This is a genomic window from Pseudomonas sp. GW821-FHT07G06 (assembly GCF_058986625.1).
Map to the genome: position 1 here is coordinate 467,211 of NZ_JBYSVW010000002.1, position 15,874 is coordinate 483,084.

The following is a 15,874-nucleotide window of genomic DNA, read 5'->3' on the forward strand; positions in this document are numbered from 1 at the left end:
CATGGCCGGTAACAGCGCCGCACTGAACTTCATTTTGTCGCTGACTGACAAGGTCACCGGTCCCTTGGGTAATGTGAACTCCAGTTTCAGTGAGTTGGCCACCCTCGGCACCTCGGGCATGAAGCAAATGGGCGTGGGCATGGCGGGGCTGGTTGGCACCGGCTACGCACTTCAGGCGGCCATGGGGCCGGCCATCGACCAGCAGCGCGCCCTGGGCGAAGTGAAGTCCCTCGGCGTGGCAGCCGACGGTCTGGATCTGCTCAACCAGAAATCGTTGCAGTTCGCGATCAACTACGGGGAGAACGCCCAGGCGTTCGTGCGCTCAGCCTACGACATCCAGAGCGCCATTGGTGGGCTCACCAGCGAACAGTTGGCCACCTTTACCAATGCGTCCAACGTACTGGCCAAGGCGACCAAGGCCGACGCCGCTACCGTGACCAGCTACGTCGGCACCATGTACGGCATTTTCAAAGGGCAGGCCGATGCCATGGGCAAAGGCGAATGGGTCGAGAACCTGGCAGGCCAAACCGCAAGCGCCGTGCAGATGTTCAAGACCACCGGCCAAGGCATGGCGGACGCCTTCACCGGCGTCGGTGCGAACGCCACGGCCGCAGGCATCGGCCTCACGGAACAGATGGCCATCCTCGGCACACTACAAGCCACCATGAGTGGTGGCGAAGCCGGCACCAAGTACAAATCCTTTTTGTCTGGTGTTGGTGGTGCCCAGAAGAAGCTCGGGTTGAACTTCACCGACAGCCAGGGCGCGATGCTGCCCATGCTGGACATCCTCGACAAAATCAAGGGCAAGTTCGGTGACACCCTCGACGTGACAGAGTCTGACGCGCTGAAAAAAGCGTTCGGCTCGGACGAAGCAGTGGGCATGATCAAGCTGCTGATGGCCGACACCGACGGGCTAGCCAACAGCATGGATCAGCTCGGCAAGGTCAAGGGTATGGAGCAGGCCGAGACCATGGCCCAGGCCATGGTCGACCCGTGGGCCCAGTTCGCAAGCATGATCGAGGTCGTGCGTATCTCTTTCGGCCAACTGATCGGACCGGCACTGGTCCCCTTGCTTCAGTACTTCACCGAAGGCGGGGCCAAGCTGCAAAGCTGGACGACCAAGTTTCCGCACCTGGCCAAGGCCGTGGGGATGGTCACGCTGGGCGTGATTGGCCTGGTGGCAGCGTTATCGCTGTTCACCTTTGTCATGGGCCTATCTCGTACGGCAATCGCCGCCTACCTGATCATTCAGAAAGCCCTTCGTTTCGCCTGGCTGATGAGCAAAGCGGCGGTCATGTCCAATGTGGTCGCCATCGTTCTTTATGGCGCCTTGCTGCTGGTCATGGGTGTTGGGCTGGGCATCGTCACCGTGGCGATGAAGCTCTGGCAGGCCGCGATCTGGTTGGTCAATGCTGCCATGTGGGCTAACCCCATTCTGTTGATCGTGGGGGGCATCGTGCTGCTGGTCGCCCTGGTCATTGCCGCGATCTACTTTTGGGATCAGTGGACGGCTGCGCTGCTCAACAGTGAGGCGTTCAAATGGCTCAGCGACCAGTTCCAAATGCTCAGCGACTGGTTCGCCTCGATCCCCACCATGGCGTCTGATGCCTGGAACAAGTTCACCGAGGCGTGGAGCAACCTGTCGGTGTTCGACATCTTGAAGACCGCCGCCAATGACTTTATCGAGCTGCTGAACAAGATCCCCGGCGTCAACATCGAGACCCGCTTCGGCGGCAACGCACCTGGTGCCCCCGAAGCCATGAACGCCGCCGAGCAGGCCAGCATGGCGAGCAAGGCCCAGCAGACCATCAACGATGCCATGCCCAGCCTGTCACCGAGCCGTCCAGGCGAAGTCCCACCCGGTGGCCTGATGCAGTCGTTCCAGAACACCAGCAACCAGAACAAAGGCACGCACATCGAGCGGATGGAGATCAACACCGGCCAACCGATGACGCAGCACGAACTGGAAAACATGATCGGGATGGCCGCCGGATGAGTGACTACGTCGACCTGTTGATTGCCAACAATGACCTGGTGCTCGATCCCTCCAACCAACCGGTGGAGATCGAGGACCGGGCCAGCATTGCCCAGGACATCGCGCACATGATCCGCGAAAGCGGGCTACTGGTGACCCTGATCGCCGAGCGCGACACCCTGCGCCAGCGCGATTGCATCCAGCAACTGGAGCTGATGGTCGAGGCCGACGAGCGCCTGGTGCCTGGCACCGCGCACATCAGCCTGCCCGGGCACGGCCAATACCTGATTACCGCCACCACCATGAAGTTCGGCAACATCGAGGTGCCTTTTGAGTGACGTAGATTTTCGCCAGGCGTTAAAGGACGCTGGCATCCCGACCACCCAGCCCGAGCTGCAAAGCAGTTGGGAACAAGAGGTCCAGGATCAAGGCAGCCGTCTGAGCAACACCAGCGCCTGGTCGCCGTTCTGGCGGGTGGTCACGGCGATCGTGACCAAGCCGGTGATGTGGATGGTCGACTATATGGCGGATGTCACTCTGCCCAACACGTTTGTCAAAACCGCCGTCGACGGCTATCTGGGAATGCTCGCGTGGGCCGTGCAGGTCGAACCGAAAGGCGAAACCAAGGCCGAGGGCGTGCTGCTGTTCACCCGACTGGTGCCGGTGGGTGAACTCGAAGTGCCGGCGGGCACGCGGGTGCAGTCCGGCGCGATCAACGGCCACACCTATGAACTGCTGACAACCGCCCCGGGCAGCTTCACCGATGGCCTGCCGCAGCTGCTGATTCCGGTAATCGCTGCCGAGGCGGGCAGCGGCTACAACCTCGCCCCGGGTTACTACGCGATCCTGCCGGTACCGGTGCCAGGCATCGTCAGCGTGGTGAACCTGGACGACTGGCTGACCGTGCCAGGCTCGGACAAAGAATCGGACGACGACCTGCGCCTGCGCACCCGCAACCAGTATTCGGCGATCAACCAATGGAACACCGACGCGGTCTATCGGGCGCTGATTACTACCTTCCCGGGCGTGCGCCCGGATGGGGTGTACTTCGAACACGACGCCCCGCGTGGCCCCGGCAGCGCCAATGCCTTTGTGCTGTTCGAAGCCAACGTGCCGGCAGACAGCTACCTGGACGAGATCAACGCCTTCATCCGTGACGGCGGGCACCACGGGCACGGCGACGACATGCTGGTGATGGCCATGCCGGAAACCTTCCACGACATCCAGCTGACCGTGTGGCCAATCCTCAACCTGACCACCGCGCAGCTCGACGACCTGTACGCCAACATCGCCTTGTTCATCCGCGCCGCCTTTCGCGACAGCACACAAAGTGACTACCAGCCGACGCTGACTTACCCCCAGTCGCGGTTTTCCTTCAGCCGTCTGGGCGAAGAGCTGCACCAACAGTTCCTTCAGATCGAGTCGTTGCGCTTCGACAACTACGACATTGAGTCCGCGCTGAACATCCCTCGCATCCAGATGCTCCAGGTGGTGCCCGGTGTTTAAGCTCAAATTGCCCTTCTGGCTGGATGGCCCGGAGCTGGCCAAGCTCACCGCTGCCGCGCAAGCCTGGTGGGGGAAAGTTGAAGGCTGGTTGACCTGGCCCCTGTTGCAGATGGACCCCGATGTCTGCCACTTGCAGTTGCTTGACCTGCTCGCCTGGCAACGCGACATCACCCGTTTTCCCGGCGAACCGGAGGCGCTGTACCGCCTGCGCGTGAAGTACGCCTTCGTCAACGCAGTCGATGCCGGTAGCACCGAGGGCCTGAAAAAGATCCTGGTGCGACTCGGCGTCGGTGTCGTCGAAATCCAAGAGCGTGTGGACGGTCGCGATTGGGACGTGGTGTTTGTCCAGGTCAGTGATGCGCAAAGCTCCCAGCATCCCGAGCTGCTGCGCGAACTGATCCGCCACTACGGTCGCACCTGCCGCCGCTACGATTTTTTAACCATCAACCCACTGGATAACCTGCGGGTGTACGCGGTGGACTTTAACGACGATCAACAGACGTTTGTCGCCAGCACGGAGGACGAAACATGGCCGCTATAACCATCGCCGGCGAAACCCTGATTGCACAGAAAACCGCTGATCAGGAAACCCTGGTCGTGAGCAAGTTCATCTTTGCCCTGGTGCCAGGCCTGAACCCAGATCTACCGGTGGATCGCCGCGCCCCCAAGCCACCAGCTGACCAGGTGGTGTACGAGGAGCCAATCAATCCGGCTCAGTCGGGCTACGTCAATCCCAACCAGATTGTTTACAGCGCCATGATCGGCTCGAACATAGGTGATTGGGACTTCAACTGGATCGGCCTGGAAACCGCCGAAGGGGTGCTGCTGGCCGTGGTGTATGCGCCCCCGCAGCAGAAGCGCAAGAACATCCCCAACCGCCAGACCGGCAACAACATCACGCGCAACATCCTCCTGGTGTTTGACGGCGCGCAGTCAATTACCAACCTGACCATCGACGCCCGGACCTGGCAGTTCGATTACACCGTGCGCATGTTCGGCATTGATGAGCGCGAGCGCCTGACTAATCGGGATTGGTTCGGTCGTGCCTGTTACTTCGGTGATGGCCTGCGAGTGTTTAACCAAAGTGGCTCGTGGCGGATTCAACCGGGTACGGCCTACATTGAAGGTCTGTGCGTCAAGAATGGCGCCTCTTCCATCGCACCGCCTGCTTTCCCCTGGACCGTGTGGTACGACATCTCACTGCGCCGCTACCTCAATGAAACCAAAGTCATGTTGGCGGTGCGCTACGGTGACGATCTGGTGGACTTTACCGACACCGATGGCGCATTGCACTACCTGGTGCCAGTGGCCACCGCCACCAGTGCCTCCAACGTCATCGACTTGCGCGACACCGTCGAGCCCATCGACGGGCCATTGATCCAGCACGTGGCAGCACGTAAAGGGGATTACCCGGATTTGCGTGCACGCAGCACCACCAAAGACGATGTCGGACTGGGCAACCTGCCCAACGCCATAAGTGACGACCCTGCGTCGAACAGCAGCGAGATCCTGGCCACCACCGCCGCCTTGTGGGCAGTGAAGTCCAGTATCGACACTGAAGTGGACGCCCTGGGTACGGCGGCCTATCACGATGTACAAGCGGTTCTGGATGATGAGACACCGGGCAGGGTCATGATGGTCGGGGCCTTTGGTCTTGGCGGGAGGGCTATTTATGCCGACGGCATCGATCTGGATGGTCTGACCCATACCTCGGCGCTGTATTACGTCAATAACGGCATCAATGGTCCCGTGGCGGACTATCACGGCTGGGTGCGGGTCTCGGTTATCAATTCCGGCGTTGATGTTTACCAGGAGTTTTTTGGTCCTGGCAATCCGCCCGAATACTGGCGAAGTCTTGCGTCGGGTGTCTGGCAGCCGATGGTCAAACGTTTGGACAGCAACAGTCTCGTCCAGAGCGACTTCGCCCTTATCGGTTGCCCCATCCCGTGGCCCGTCGCTCTGCCGCCCCCAGGGCATTTGTTGATGGCCGGTCAGGGCTTCAGCAGCGCGCTCTATCCGGCATTGGCCCAACTGTATCCCACGCTAGTGTTGCCCGACCTGCGGGGTGAATTTATTCGAGGCTGGGACAACGGACGGGCCATCGATACAGATCGCGCGATCTTGAGCTGGGCCCCCGACATGCTCAAGGATCACACCCACACATTGTCTACAGTCGGCGCGGGCAACAACATTCTCGACGGCGGTGGTGTGGCCGCTCCGACCTATGGAACTTCCGTGACGGGGTCCACTGGCGGGGCCGAAACCCGGCCACGCAGCGTCGCCTTCAACTACATCTGCAGGGCCCTTTGATGAAATCCCCAAAAGTGAAAACTAAGCGCATTCCGCCATTCCGATTGGTCGACGGCTACGCCAATCAGGACGCCCGGGTGTTCGTCAACTTGTTCAGTGGTCGTAATGGCGAGTACCAGGGCACGGACACCGTGCATGTCAGCCAAGGTTGCACACTCGCCCCGGGGCAAACATTGGACGCGCCCGAACTGCCGGCGCCAGAAGGTCACGTCTTCACCTGGAACGGTTCGGCATGGGTCACCACCGTGGACCATCGCGGCACCGTGTACCGCACGCACAACGGCCTGGCAACGGAACACACCGAGCTGGGCGAGCTGCCCGAACACCTGACATTGCTGCGGCGTCCCACCCCCCAGCACTACTGGGATGGTAATGCCTGGGCCTGTGACCTGGAGCTGCTGCACGAAGCCCAGACTCACGCCGTCAATCGGGCCTGTGAAGTAGCCATCACCGCGGGCTTCGGGTCTGCCGCGCTGGGCGAGCCGCACCAGTACAGCAGCCAGCTCGACGATCAGTTGAACCTGGCTGGCGTGATACTCGCCAATCACGACTCGCCCTTTGGCTGCCGCGACGATCAGGGCCGCAAGGATTTTCACCTGCACACCGTGGAGCAGTTACACCAGGTCGGTGCCGACTTCACCGTGTTCAAGATGAACCACCTGCAATACGCCAATGAGTTGAAGCAGCAGCTCGACCAGGCGCTGGCCGAGGGCGACCAGCTCGCCCTTGAAAACGTCGCCTGGGTTACCGAAAGCGAGTCGCCATGAACTGGGCCCCGGTGACCATGCGCTGGCCCAGTCAGGCTACCGACTGGGTGGCCGGTCTGGACGCGGCCAAAGCGCTGGCCAGCGCCGAGATCGCCAGTACTGAGCTGCGCCTGGCTGGCATGACCGCCACCACCAATCCCGGGCCTGTCGCTGCCGCCGCTGAAGCGGCCATTGCACTGGGCCAGGCCGCGATGGCCGATCAACTGGGCACCCCACCGGCTTGCCTCACCGTGACCCCGTTCCAAAGTGGCATGGGGCAAGGGACCGGCTACCAGCGTTTTCTCTCGGCGCCGAATCTGCTCGAGCAGCTCGCCGCCAAGCTGATCGACGTCGACCCAAACCGGCCCGCCGGCGCCGATCAGTTCGCCCTGTGCATCTTATTCCTGTCGACTCGATACGATCAGTTCGCCGCGACCCTGGCGCGTTTCAACGCACTGTTGCCCACGCCTGACCTGGTGCGCACCGAACGTCGGGCTTTGCACCTGGCGCGCCTTGAAGTCGAGAAATGGACGCTGCCCAGTGCCACGTCCGGACCGGGCTGGGGCACCCTACCGCTGGAGCGCTGCACCATCACCCAAGCAGCCCAGCAATCACTGAACGGCCAACTGGCCATGTTTGAGAGCTACGCCGCCGACAGCTCACCGCTCGCCGATCTGGGCGCGCTGGCTACCCGCAAGGCTGCCCAGCAGGCCGCACGCGATCAAGGCTTGACCGACTTGCAGAACTCGTTGGCCAACGCTCTACCTGACACCACTATGCAGGTTCGGCAGATCGGCCCAGGGAATGTCACCGAGTTACGCCGGCAACTGTTGGAAGGGACGCCGCCCGGTTACGAGTGGGTGCTGTGCGCCGGTCTGTTGCTGCTGGGCAGTGAAGAGAGCCTGAGTTTTGTAAAGGAGTTGGTCGGGTTATGACACTACTCCTGGACGGCGAACGCATCCGAGGTAAAGGACTCAAGGTCACAGCCAACCTGCGCATTGAAAGTGGCGACATGTCCGGACAGACCAGTAACACCACCAAGGCACACAAGGGCTTCAAGCCCAAGACGCTGACCGTGTCGCTCACCATTCCGTTTCGCGATGTCGCCCAGTTGCAGAGCCTCATGCGCCTGGTGGAGGCCACCGCCGGCGGTGGCCAGCCCAAGCTCTATCGGATCGTCAACAACACGGCCTTGGCCTTCGGCATCCGTCAGGTCCAGTTCAACGAGAACGTCAGTGTCAGCGAGGACGGCAGCCTGCGCGCCTGGCAGGTGCAATTCAGCCTCAGTGAACAATTGTCGGTACCGGAACGGGTGGAGCAACGCAGCGGCACCAATCCGGTGAACAAGCAGACTGCACCTGGTGAACCGGCGGTCGATGCCAATGGCCAACCGGTGGTGACTGAGTTGAGTGGCTTTGAAAAAGTGCTGAAAGGCATCGACGACTATCTCAAACCCAAAGACCCCGCGCCATGAACCTGCACAAAGTGTTGACCGTCGACGGGGTGGTTTTTCCCCTATGTCAGGATGAGACGCGTCTGGATCTGCACGCCCCTGGCCGGGCGAGCTTCACTATCAGCGCCGCCGCATCCGTGAGGGGCCTGGTCACGCTCGACATCGGCTACAACGAGTCACCCTTGCAACGGCACTTCCTCGGTTACGTGGAGCGCTGCACGGCGGCCAACAGCCAGGAACAGGTGCTGCTCTGCCGCGAGCTGTCGGCAGCGCTGGAGATCCCGTTGCCCCTGACCTTGCGTCACGTCGATTTGCGCAGCGTGCTGGGGGCGATCAGCGAACGTAACGGACTGAGTTTCCGTGTGCCGGCACAACCCTATGCGCAGACCAAGACCGCTTTTTTCTTCAACCTGGCCAGCGGCTTTCAGGCGGTGGAGAGCCTGGGCAAAGTGTTCGGCATCGCCGACTACATGTGGCAACAGCAGGGCGATGGCGAGATCTACGTCGGCAGCTGGGCCGACAGTTTTTGGGGCGAGCGTCCGCCGCTGCAATTGCCCATCGCGCTGTTCGACAGCTACTACAGCAACCAGAGCGCAACCATTGCCGCCTTGCCCGGGTTGCGCCCCGGCGCCTCGATCAACCAGGGCGAGCGCATCACCTCGGTGACCCTCACCGGCAGCCAGATGGCGATCAAATGGAAGAAGTAATCCGGCGCGTCGTTGACCGCCAGTACCCGGAACTCACCGGTGGCTACCACCTGCCACGCTTTGCACGGGTGGTGGGCATCCCCGATCCGCCGGCAGACGCCGGCCTGTGCGACGACTTCAGGCCCCGCGTTGCTGTTGACCTTGAAGTACTCGGCCCCGATGGCGAGCCAGATCCGCAGATCCCACAACTGCCGGGTGTGCCGTTACCGTTGCCAATCGGCGGCGAGGCCATGGGCTTTTTTGCCTTTCCCGAGGAGGGCACCATGGTCGTGGTGTCCTTCGCCTACGGCCTGCCACACAAACCCTTTGTGCTGGCCATCCTGCCCCAGGGTTTGAGTCTACCCAAAGTGCCGAAGGGCGATCAGGTCTGGCAGCACAGCGAGCCCGTACAGCAGCGTGTGGACGCGGACGGCAACTGGTCGCGGCTCACGGACGCCAAGATCAGCGATCACTCCAGCGAGCGCAGCGTGGAGGCCCTGGCCAACACCGAGCGCTATCAAAGCAGCACTCTCGACATCGAGGACCACAGCCGCGAGTCGGTGGGGGGTATCAAGTCGATTGAAGCCCTGGGTGCGCTCAAGCTGCTGTCGGGCGGATCGGCAAGCCTGGCGGCGGTGGATGATCTGCACCAGGCCACCGGGCGCGACCTCAATCTGGTAGTGGGGCAGAAGCTCAACGCCACGGTCGGTGGTGATATGCAGGAAAAGATTGCCGGTCTACGGCGCAGCGTGGCGGCCAAGACCTGGTTGGGTTCCGAGGGTGTGAACGCGTTGCAGATCCTGTGCGATCTGCTCGACCTGGTCGAAGCAATGAATACTCACCTTGCCGGTCACACTCATGTACCCGGACCATCGCCCAGCCCTGTCGATACGTCGGTATTCACTGAGAACGCGTTGAAAGCCACTGCGTTGGGGGAGCAGTTAAAACCCATCACCGCTTGAAGTCGAAGTGCTTTTCCTCTGGGTCCGCCCCTTCCATTCGCTACCCAAGAGGAGTGGGTAATCGTCAAACAATAGTCTCCAACATCCCCCCACAGCACCGCTGGTCTGCTGCGGAAAACCGGGAACGAAATCCCTTGAAACCCGTCTACTATATGGATACCGGGCTTGGGGGAACCCAGCAAACCCCAGCAGTGAATACAGGATGGCCTGTTGACCCGTGTGGAGGCGGTACTATATAAAGCGCACTCGAATTAGCGAATTCGCTAAAAATCAGAGAGAGAGGGATGAATATGAATGTATTGTCCGTACAAGCCTATGAAGAATACGAAGGCTTCTAAACCGCCACTTACAGCTTCCAAATGGAGACCATCGGTCTCCATTTTTTATGGGTAAATCAAAGAAATGGACATTTGCACGTCGGTTACCTCACAGCTCGCGTCTGAAGCCTTTAGAAATTTGCTGCTCATGACCGGCGTCCTGGTTGCCATCATTTCGGTTATAAAAGTGCAGTCCACTGCGAAGAAGAAACAAACGGCTGATCTGATGTTTGGTTGCCGTATGGATGAACAGTTGCGGTTGGGCAACGAGATGGTGGCGACAATGCACGACCCTGCTGGGTCAATTAAAGATTTGCTCAAGCCTGACATGGCCGATGGTGATGAAGCCCGGGCAGTGAAATACGTCTTGAACCACTGGGAGCGGATCTGCGTTGGCATCAACGAAGGGATCTACCACGAAGAAATGCTTCGCCAGGCAAATCGAACGAATGTTGTTAATTTGTACCGAAAGGCCAAGCCTTTTATTGATGCAGTCCGACACCAGACAGGCAAGCAGACGTTCTACAAGGATTTCGAAAAGCTGGCACTGAAATGGGAAAAGAAACCTCTGAAGGTTTGACTCTCCGCCAGCCAAAAAGCCCCGCCACACTTGGCGGGGCTTTTTTGTTTCTGAGGGCGGGTATCTACGCGGATAAGAAAAACCCCCGCAACTGAGGCAGCGCAGGGGCTAAGGGTAGTTCTGACGTTTGCGCGATTATTGGCGGCTGTTGGCCAACGCTCGTCCCAGCGCCTCCGCAGCGGCGGAACGCTCTTCCGATGTCCGGCCATCAGCCAAAGTGCTTTTCAAAGCTGAGACAGCTTCATCGCCTCCCGCAAATCCAAGGCCGCGTGCAGCAGCAGCACGTTCTTCAGCTGTTCTCCCTTCCTTCAACGCGCCAATCAACAGCGTGATACAGCCTTTCTCATCAATCATTGTTACACCCTCTCGTCGCTGTCCGCAGCGGACGGCAGCTGCTCGCAGATGCTACGACAAACACCTGCATGGCGGCAAAAACTACTGCATATCAAAAAATCCTCGTCCCTAGAAAAGCGAGGGGAGAAACGCACTTTTCCCCCTCCCGCCGACGGACCCCGTATGAAAATTTTTTGAAAACTTTTGTGTGATGAAAACACCCCGCCAGCCCAGGCTGGTTGCGGGCCTTGGCGTGTTTATGCGTTTTTCAATTTGTGAAAGGTTTTACAGTTGTTTGAAAAGAAATTGCACACCACACGCTGGGCACTGTGCAGAGGGTGAAAAGTGGAGAGGCCCGGGCTAGAGCGGTGAAAAATAGGAAAACGCAGCAAATGGTGTGTTTTCCAAATCTGCACGCGAGATTTTCAAGAGAGGGCTGTATAACCAAGAGAACATACAGGGTGTGGTTGGAACCGTTGCAGCGCATGGGGTACAGGCGTTTCGGGTAGGCATTTCAGGTTTTCAATTTCCTTCACACGATTAGAAGGGGGCGCTACTGCCCAACCAGCATCGCCCTGAAATCTGGCACAATAACCGGGCATCCCGCTCCGCCTCCTAACGATGCCGATGAACGCCTAAGTGTACTTCCCAACAAATCTGCAACACAGCATTAAGTAAATATTTTAAATTACCAAGTCGCAAGTAAGAAAAAAGCAAACCTAACCTTCAAGAACAAAAACTAAACACTTAAAACATCATCCATTATTTTATATATTCTAATTTTTCGACCCGCCGCGTCGTATTGAGCTTGATAAAAAGAAAATTTTGAGCGCCCATATTTAACACACAACACCTTAAGTTTTTCCATAATTCTCATCTTATCTTCAAATGTCGTTTTCATTCCAAAAATCACCCCCTCTAGAGATTCAAACTGATACTGAATTTTTCTAGTCTCCGGCGAGGTCAAATCAAAAAGACTTGAACCAAAAACCACACGATATTCATTCTCTTTATTCCAATCCTCCATTTTTACAGTTAAACATTCAGAATACTTTTTCCAATACTCTGCCCTCCAATGGTCCTCATTATCTCTGATTGATTCAGAGCATACACTTATAGCTCCCTGCTCATCCACATACCAATTCCTGTAAAGCTCCGGCATTGGAAGCGTGCCAATAGAACGAAAAAAATCAAGCTCGGCAAAATTATTTTTATAATTAACTCGTTGGAAAAGGAAATTAGAATATGCCCAACGATCACCATCAGGCCCCCAACCAACTATTGTTTTTAACTCAATACTCCTTTTACCTGCCTCCCCTGCTGCTTTAAACTTCAAGCAAACATCACTATGATTACCGCCATAAGCAGCCCATATAGATGAGTCAGTACATTCCGACATAAAGCATGCCACATACCAACTATCAAAATTGAGCTCACCCAGATTTTTGCAATACTCTTCGGGAAACTCAACCCCAACTTTAAACCAAGCACTATCTTTATTATTTTTCCAGTCCGCGCGCTTAAGCCGAAAAATCTCTTGACTTAGTTTCAATCGAGAAACTTCACCTATCGCATCAACCATTAATTGCTCGGGTTGGTACAGTGCCTCCTCCAAGAGCGTAAGAAAATTTCTTGAAATCCCCAGTGCAACATCCTCAGAGCATGCGTCCTCCCAGCTTTCTGGCAGTAAGGAATAACGCTTGAGATTCTTGCCAACAACACAAAGAGAATATGTATGCAATAGTTGCAAATGACATTGCAATTCCGAGCGCCCAACCTTCCGCCCGCCGAAACTCAACAAGTCAATATGCCTTCGCACTTGCTCTTGTGAAATAAATTCAAGATAAACCTCAGTTACAATTTTTTGAATTTTATCTGGAGAATCTGACAAACTGTGACGCATTGGAAATTCGCAGTCTGACAGCCGAAACAAAACCAACTGCCCAATACGACAAATCAAGCAATGCAAATAGTGCTTAAACAAGTTTTTCCAAACAACACTGTCACCCGACCAAAAAATCTCACTATACCCCTCCATTGGATCATTCAACTGCTGAGGAGAGGCAAAATATATATAGTGCCCATCGAGCTCCCCCTCGTTATCATCATCCCCCAAAAGCCTTCCAACAGGTCGAAACCTATACATATACTCCGGCATCAAACTAAACTCCAATGAACAAAACAGACTTTAAATCGACTACATAGCTACATCCGCTTGTACGAGCAACTCTAAATTTAAACTTTCTTCACACTGGCGGAAAAATATTCACTACCACCACCCCAAAAAAAAGCCTGACGCAATGAGCAGGCTTTCTTTCATCACTGATTCAAAGCCAGTTTTTCGAAGCTCTCGCCTTGAATTTTCAGCACTGACTTTTCCAACGTCAGATATTTTTCCGAGTCGCCACTAACGCTTACAAGAGTACCGCCAACCTCAACAACAGCCTCAGTCGGAGTAATTGAAAGTACAGTGAAATTCATCGAAGTAGGATGCTTTGACGATTGAACGAAGTGCTTCCCGTCCCAAGTGGCACTCAGGTTTATATTCTGATTTGAGTGCCCTTCCTCGTTGACGGAGTAGCCTTCCTTAAAATCTGAGTGACGCAAACTGATGTCAAAATAATTTGACTCGTTTGGGCCTGCGTACAAAGACAGCCCTGGTTGATTGTTAACAGCGAAACCAAGAGCACTCACCAATTGCACCTTATCGACGCTGACCTTTTCACCTCTGTCTCCACCACACCCCAACAAGACCAGACAGACAGAAACCAAAGCTATGATTTTCTTCATTTAAAAACCCATCAATCGCAGTGAGAACCAACAAGAACTCCGGGAAACCGGACCGATGTCACGCTATCACGCGCAAATAAACCCTTGCTCCCATGCACCGAATCCGATTTTTTTCAAAACAATTCTGGCTAGTAATGGATGGACCTCACCCAATGACCCAAAGCCATGCCAAACATAAAAATAACGTCCACATACCGTCCACAGCACAGAGTTATATTCGGCACACATAATGCTAAATATGCATAGAAGAGGTTTGATTTTCTGGGAGATCGCGTATTAGACGTGTCGTAATGCGGACTTGTAATCAGTAGGTCCCGGGTTCGATTCCTGGTGCCGGCACCATACAAAACAAAGCCCCTGCAGAAATGCAGGGGCTTTGTTGTTTCCGGGGTTTGAAAAAGCGCTGTCAGTGACCCGCGCTCTGACCACCGTCCACGTGCAGGATTTCGCCGGTCACGAACTTGGCGCCATCCAGATACACGACCGCTTGCGCAATATCATCGACCTCGCCCATGTGCCCGACCGGGTGCAGGTTGCCCAGTGCTTCATGGGTTTCTGCGCCGTGCATCGGCGTCTTGATGATGCCCGGGCTGACCGCGTTCACCCGGATCCCGCGCTTGGCGTATTCGATGGCCAGGGATTTGGTGGCCGCGTTGAGGCCGCCCTTGGTCAGCGAAGCCAAGACCGATGGCACACCGTCGATGGCGTGGTCCACCAGGCTGGTGGTGATGTTGACGACATGGCCGCTGCCTTGCTTTTCCATCTCGGCGATGGCGAGTTGGGTGATATAGAAGAAGCCATTGACGTTCACCGACAACACATTGGCGTAGTCTTCTGCGGTGTACGCGGTGAACGGCTTGGCGATGAAGATCCCGGCGTTGTTGACCAGGGTATCGATGCGACCGAAACGGGACATCGCTTCACGGATGACGCGCCGGGCAGTTTCCGGTTCACCGATGTCACCGGCCACGGTGAGAATGTCCGGATCGGTGGACGGCTTGATCGAACGCGAAGTGGCGACGATCCGGTAACCGAGTTCACGAAAGGCTTTGACCATACCGTCGCCGAGACCTTGGGATGCGCCGGTGATGACGATGACTTTTTTCGAAATGCTCATGATGAAGACCTCTGACAATTAAAAGTGGGGTAGAAAATCTGTAATCAGGCGTCGGCCGGTGCCTTGGCCATTTCTCTCAACATCTGTTCGTAGTACTCGACCGATTGCGAACCGGACACTAGGTGGCGACCGTTCAGCACCATGGCCGGGACCGAGTTGATGCCGCGCTGCTGGTAGTACGCTTCAAGCTCCCGCACCTCAGCGGCGAACGCACCGGACGCCAGCACCTCTTGTGCAGTGGCCCCGTCCAGCCCCGCTTCAGTCGCCAGACTCACCAGTGCCTGGTGATCGCTCGGGTTCTGGCCTTCACTGAAATAGCCCCGCAGCAGCACCTTCTTCAGCTCGACTTGCCGCCCTTCCTGCAACGCCCACAGCAACAAGCGGTGTGCATCGAAGGTGTTGTAGAAATGCGTGCGCTTCTCCAGATCGAACTTGAAGCCGATGGCCTCGCCGCGAGCGATCTGCATGGCCTTGCCGGCGGCGACGTCTTCAGCAGTGCGCCCGTATTTGTGCATCAGGTGCTCGACCGCTGGCTCACCTTCGGCCGGCATGTTCGGGTTCAACTCGAACGGCTTGTAGGTCAGCTCGACCGAGACTTCCCCGGCCACGTTCTCGATCGCCTGCTCCAGCGCCGTCGCCCCCAGCGCGCACCAGGGGCACACCACATCGGAGATGAAATCGATGGTGACGGAGGACGTCATGACTTGCCCTCCGCCTCGGCCAGTTGCTTGCGGTACTGGGTGGTGGTGATTCCGGCGTAACCCCAGTTATCGGTGTCGACTTCCTCGATCACGATGTGGGTCAGGTCAGGGCGCTTGTTGAGGACGCGTTCCAGTGTTTCAGTGATTTCGGCGATCACCTGAGCTTTCTGCTCAGTGGTAACGCCATCGCGGGTGATGCGTACGGTTACGAAAGGCATGAGGGCAACTCCAGTAACCTTCCCGTCGGGATGATGGGAGAGGCGCTGGAGATGAATGTATGGGGTTGGCGGGAGGGGATAAAGGTGGGGGCGGGAACTTCATTCGTTACCCAGTGTAATTAATGAATAAGCCCCGTTGGCCAGGATCGTAGGTTGCGAATCGCCCTGCCCCACGCTAGG

Annotated in this window: 17 protein-coding genes; 11 read left to right on the forward strand and 6 right to left on the reverse strand. The window is 57.0% G+C overall.

Features of this window, described 5'->3' with window-relative positions; genetic code table 11:
* Position 1 precedes the first annotated feature (1 nt).
* The 11 genes from AC3WJW_RS05660 to AC3WJW_RS05710 all read left to right on the forward strand — a co-directional run bounded on the left by AC3WJW_RS05660 (position 2) and on the right by AC3WJW_RS05710 (position 10,535).
* Positions 2-1,996 (forward strand): phage tail tape measure protein, encoded by a 1,995-nt coding sequence (locus AC3WJW_RS05660; protein WP_493725389.1) that lies wholly within the window; start codon positions 2-4, stop codon positions 1,994-1,996.
* Positions 1,993-2,313 carry a DUF2590 family protein gene (locus tag AC3WJW_RS05665; RefSeq protein ID WP_493725390.1) on the forward strand — a complete coding sequence of 107 codons (321 nt, stop codon included), beginning with the start codon at positions 1,993-1,995 and terminating at the stop codon, positions 2,311-2,313. The genes AC3WJW_RS05660 and AC3WJW_RS05665 overlap by 4 nt, the downstream gene beginning before the upstream one ends.
* Positions 2,306-3,481 (forward strand): baseplate J/gp47 family protein, encoded by a 1,176-nt coding sequence (locus tag AC3WJW_RS05670; RefSeq protein WP_493725391.1) that lies wholly within the window; start codon positions 2,306-2,308, stop codon positions 3,479-3,481. Before AC3WJW_RS05665 ends, AC3WJW_RS05670 begins: the two co-directional genes overlap by 8 nt.
* Positions 3,474-4,022 carry a phage tail protein gene (locus AC3WJW_RS05675; protein ID WP_493725392.1) on the forward strand — a complete coding sequence of 183 codons (549 nt, stop codon included), beginning with the start codon at positions 3,474-3,476 and terminating at the stop codon, positions 4,020-4,022. Before AC3WJW_RS05670 ends, AC3WJW_RS05675 begins: the two co-directional genes overlap by 8 nt.
* Positions 4,010-5,791 carry a phage tail-collar fiber domain-containing protein gene (locus AC3WJW_RS05680; protein ID WP_493725393.1) on the forward strand — a complete coding sequence of 594 codons (1,782 nt, stop codon included), beginning with the start codon at positions 4,010-4,012 and terminating at the stop codon, positions 5,789-5,791. Before AC3WJW_RS05675 ends, AC3WJW_RS05680 begins: the two co-directional genes overlap by 13 nt.
* Positions 5,791-6,558: a DUF4376 domain-containing protein gene (locus tag AC3WJW_RS05685; RefSeq protein ID WP_493725394.1), complete on the forward strand. Its 768-nt coding sequence runs from the start codon at positions 5,791-5,793 to the stop codon at positions 6,556-6,558. Before AC3WJW_RS05680 ends, AC3WJW_RS05685 begins: the two co-directional genes overlap by 1 nt.
* Complete coding sequence (locus tag AC3WJW_RS05690) at positions 6,555-7,472, forward strand: hypothetical protein (RefSeq protein WP_493725395.1); 918 nt, start codon at positions 6,555-6,557, stop codon at positions 7,470-7,472. Before AC3WJW_RS05685 ends, AC3WJW_RS05690 begins: the two co-directional genes overlap by 4 nt.
* Positions 7,469-8,011, forward strand: a complete 543-nt coding sequence (locus AC3WJW_RS05695; RefSeq protein ID WP_493725396.1) for a baseplate complex protein — start codon at positions 7,469-7,471, stop codon at positions 8,009-8,011. The genes AC3WJW_RS05690 and AC3WJW_RS05695 overlap by 4 nt, the downstream gene beginning before the upstream one ends.
* Positions 8,008-8,697, forward strand: a complete 690-nt coding sequence (locus AC3WJW_RS05700; RefSeq protein ID WP_493725397.1) for a hypothetical protein — start codon at positions 8,008-8,010, stop codon at positions 8,695-8,697. Before AC3WJW_RS05695 ends, AC3WJW_RS05700 begins: the two co-directional genes overlap by 4 nt.
* Positions 8,685-9,638 carry a hypothetical protein gene (locus AC3WJW_RS05705; RefSeq protein ID WP_493725398.1) on the forward strand — a complete coding sequence of 318 codons (954 nt, stop codon included), beginning with the start codon at positions 8,685-8,687 and terminating at the stop codon, positions 9,636-9,638. The genes AC3WJW_RS05700 and AC3WJW_RS05705 overlap by 13 nt, the downstream gene beginning before the upstream one ends.
* A 465-nt stretch (positions 9,639-10,103) precedes the next feature.
* The gene (locus AC3WJW_RS05710; protein ID WP_493725399.1) at positions 10,104-10,535 is read left to right on the forward strand and encodes a DUF4760 domain-containing protein; all 432 of its coding nucleotides are present in this window, start codon (positions 10,104-10,106) and stop codon (positions 10,533-10,535) included.
* Positions 10,536-10,670: 135 nt separating this feature from the next.
* Here AC3WJW_RS05710 and AC3WJW_RS05715 read toward each other — a convergent pair whose 3' ends face one another.
* The 6 genes from AC3WJW_RS05715 to AC3WJW_RS05740 all read right to left on the reverse strand — a co-directional run bounded on the left by AC3WJW_RS05715 (position 10,671) and on the right by AC3WJW_RS05740 (position 15,694).
* Positions 10,671-10,889 (reverse strand): HEAT repeat domain-containing protein, encoded by a 219-nt coding sequence (locus tag AC3WJW_RS05715; protein WP_493725400.1) that lies wholly within the window; start codon positions 10,887-10,889, stop codon positions 10,671-10,673.
* Positions 10,890-11,607: 718 nt separating this feature from the next.
* Complete coding sequence (locus tag AC3WJW_RS05720) at positions 11,608-13,026, reverse strand: hypothetical protein (RefSeq protein WP_493725401.1); 1,419 nt, start codon at positions 13,024-13,026, stop codon at positions 11,608-11,610.
* Positions 13,027-13,187: 161 nt separating this feature from the next.
* Entirely contained in the window at positions 13,188-13,658 is a 471-nt protein-coding gene (locus AC3WJW_RS05725) for a hypothetical protein (RefSeq protein WP_493725402.1), read from the reverse strand.
* A 406-nt stretch (positions 13,659-14,064) separates the two neighbouring features.
* Positions 14,065-14,775, reverse strand: coding sequence for an SDR family NAD(P)-dependent oxidoreductase (locus AC3WJW_RS05730; protein ID WP_007972810.1), 711 nt, complete (start codon positions 14,773-14,775; stop codon positions 14,065-14,067).
* A 44-nt stretch (positions 14,776-14,819) separates the two neighbouring features.
* Positions 14,820-15,476 (reverse strand): DsbA family oxidoreductase, encoded by a 657-nt coding sequence (locus AC3WJW_RS05735; protein ID WP_493725403.1) that lies wholly within the window; start codon positions 15,474-15,476, stop codon positions 14,820-14,822.
* On the reverse strand, positions 15,473-15,694 hold the full coding sequence (locus AC3WJW_RS05740) for a tautomerase family protein (protein ID WP_007972813.1): 222 nt from the start codon (positions 15,692-15,694) through the stop codon (positions 15,473-15,475). Before AC3WJW_RS05740 ends, AC3WJW_RS05735 begins: the two co-directional genes overlap by 4 nt.
* Positions 15,695-15,874 lie beyond the last annotated feature (180 nt).

Coding starts and splice junctions, on each gene's coding strand:
- AC3WJW_RS05660 (WP_493725389.1), top strand. CDS start 2: ATGGCCGGTAACAGCGCCGCACTGAACTTCATTTTGTCGCTGACTGAC.
- AC3WJW_RS05665 (WP_493725390.1), top strand. CDS start 1,993: ATGAGTGACTACGTCGACCTGTTGATTGCCAACAATGACCTGGTGCTC.
- AC3WJW_RS05680 (WP_493725393.1), top strand. CDS start 4,010: ATGGCCGCTATAACCATCGCCGGCGAAACCCTGATTGCACAGAAAACC.
- AC3WJW_RS05685 (WP_493725394.1), top strand. CDS start 5,791: ATGAAATCCCCAAAAGTGAAAACTAAGCGCATTCCGCCATTCCGATTG.
- AC3WJW_RS05690 (WP_493725395.1), top strand. CDS start 6,555: ATGAACTGGGCCCCGGTGACCATGCGCTGGCCCAGTCAGGCTACCGAC.
- AC3WJW_RS05695 (WP_493725396.1), top strand. CDS start 7,469: ATGACACTACTCCTGGACGGCGAACGCATCCGAGGTAAAGGACTCAAG.
- AC3WJW_RS05700 (WP_493725397.1), top strand. CDS start 8,008: ATGAACCTGCACAAAGTGTTGACCGTCGACGGGGTGGTTTTTCCCCTA.
- AC3WJW_RS05705 (WP_493725398.1), top strand. CDS start 8,685: ATGGAAGAAGTAATCCGGCGCGTCGTTGACCGCCAGTACCCGGAACTC.
- AC3WJW_RS05710 (WP_493725399.1), top strand. CDS start 10,104: ATGACCGGCGTCCTGGTTGCCATCATTTCGGTTATAAAAGTGCAGTCC.
- AC3WJW_RS05715 (WP_493725400.1), bottom strand. CDS start 10,889: ATGATTGATGAGAAAGGCTGTATCACGCTGTTGATTGGCGCGTTGAAG.
- AC3WJW_RS05720 (WP_493725401.1), bottom strand. CDS start 13,026: ATGCCGGAGTATATGTATAGGTTTCGACCTGTTGGAAGGCTTTTGGGG.
- AC3WJW_RS05725 (WP_493725402.1), bottom strand. CDS start 13,658: ATGAAGAAAATCATAGCTTTGGTTTCTGTCTGTCTGGTCTTGTTGGGG.
- AC3WJW_RS05730 (WP_007972810.1), bottom strand. CDS start 14,775: ATGAGCATTTCGAAAAAAGTCATCGTCATCACCGGCGCATCCCAAGGT.
- AC3WJW_RS05735 (WP_493725403.1), bottom strand. CDS start 15,476: ATGACGTCCTCCGTCACCATCGATTTCATCTCCGATGTGGTGTGCCCC.
- AC3WJW_RS05740 (WP_007972813.1), bottom strand. CDS start 15,694: ATGCCTTTCGTAACCGTACGCATCACCCGCGATGGCGTTACCACTGAG.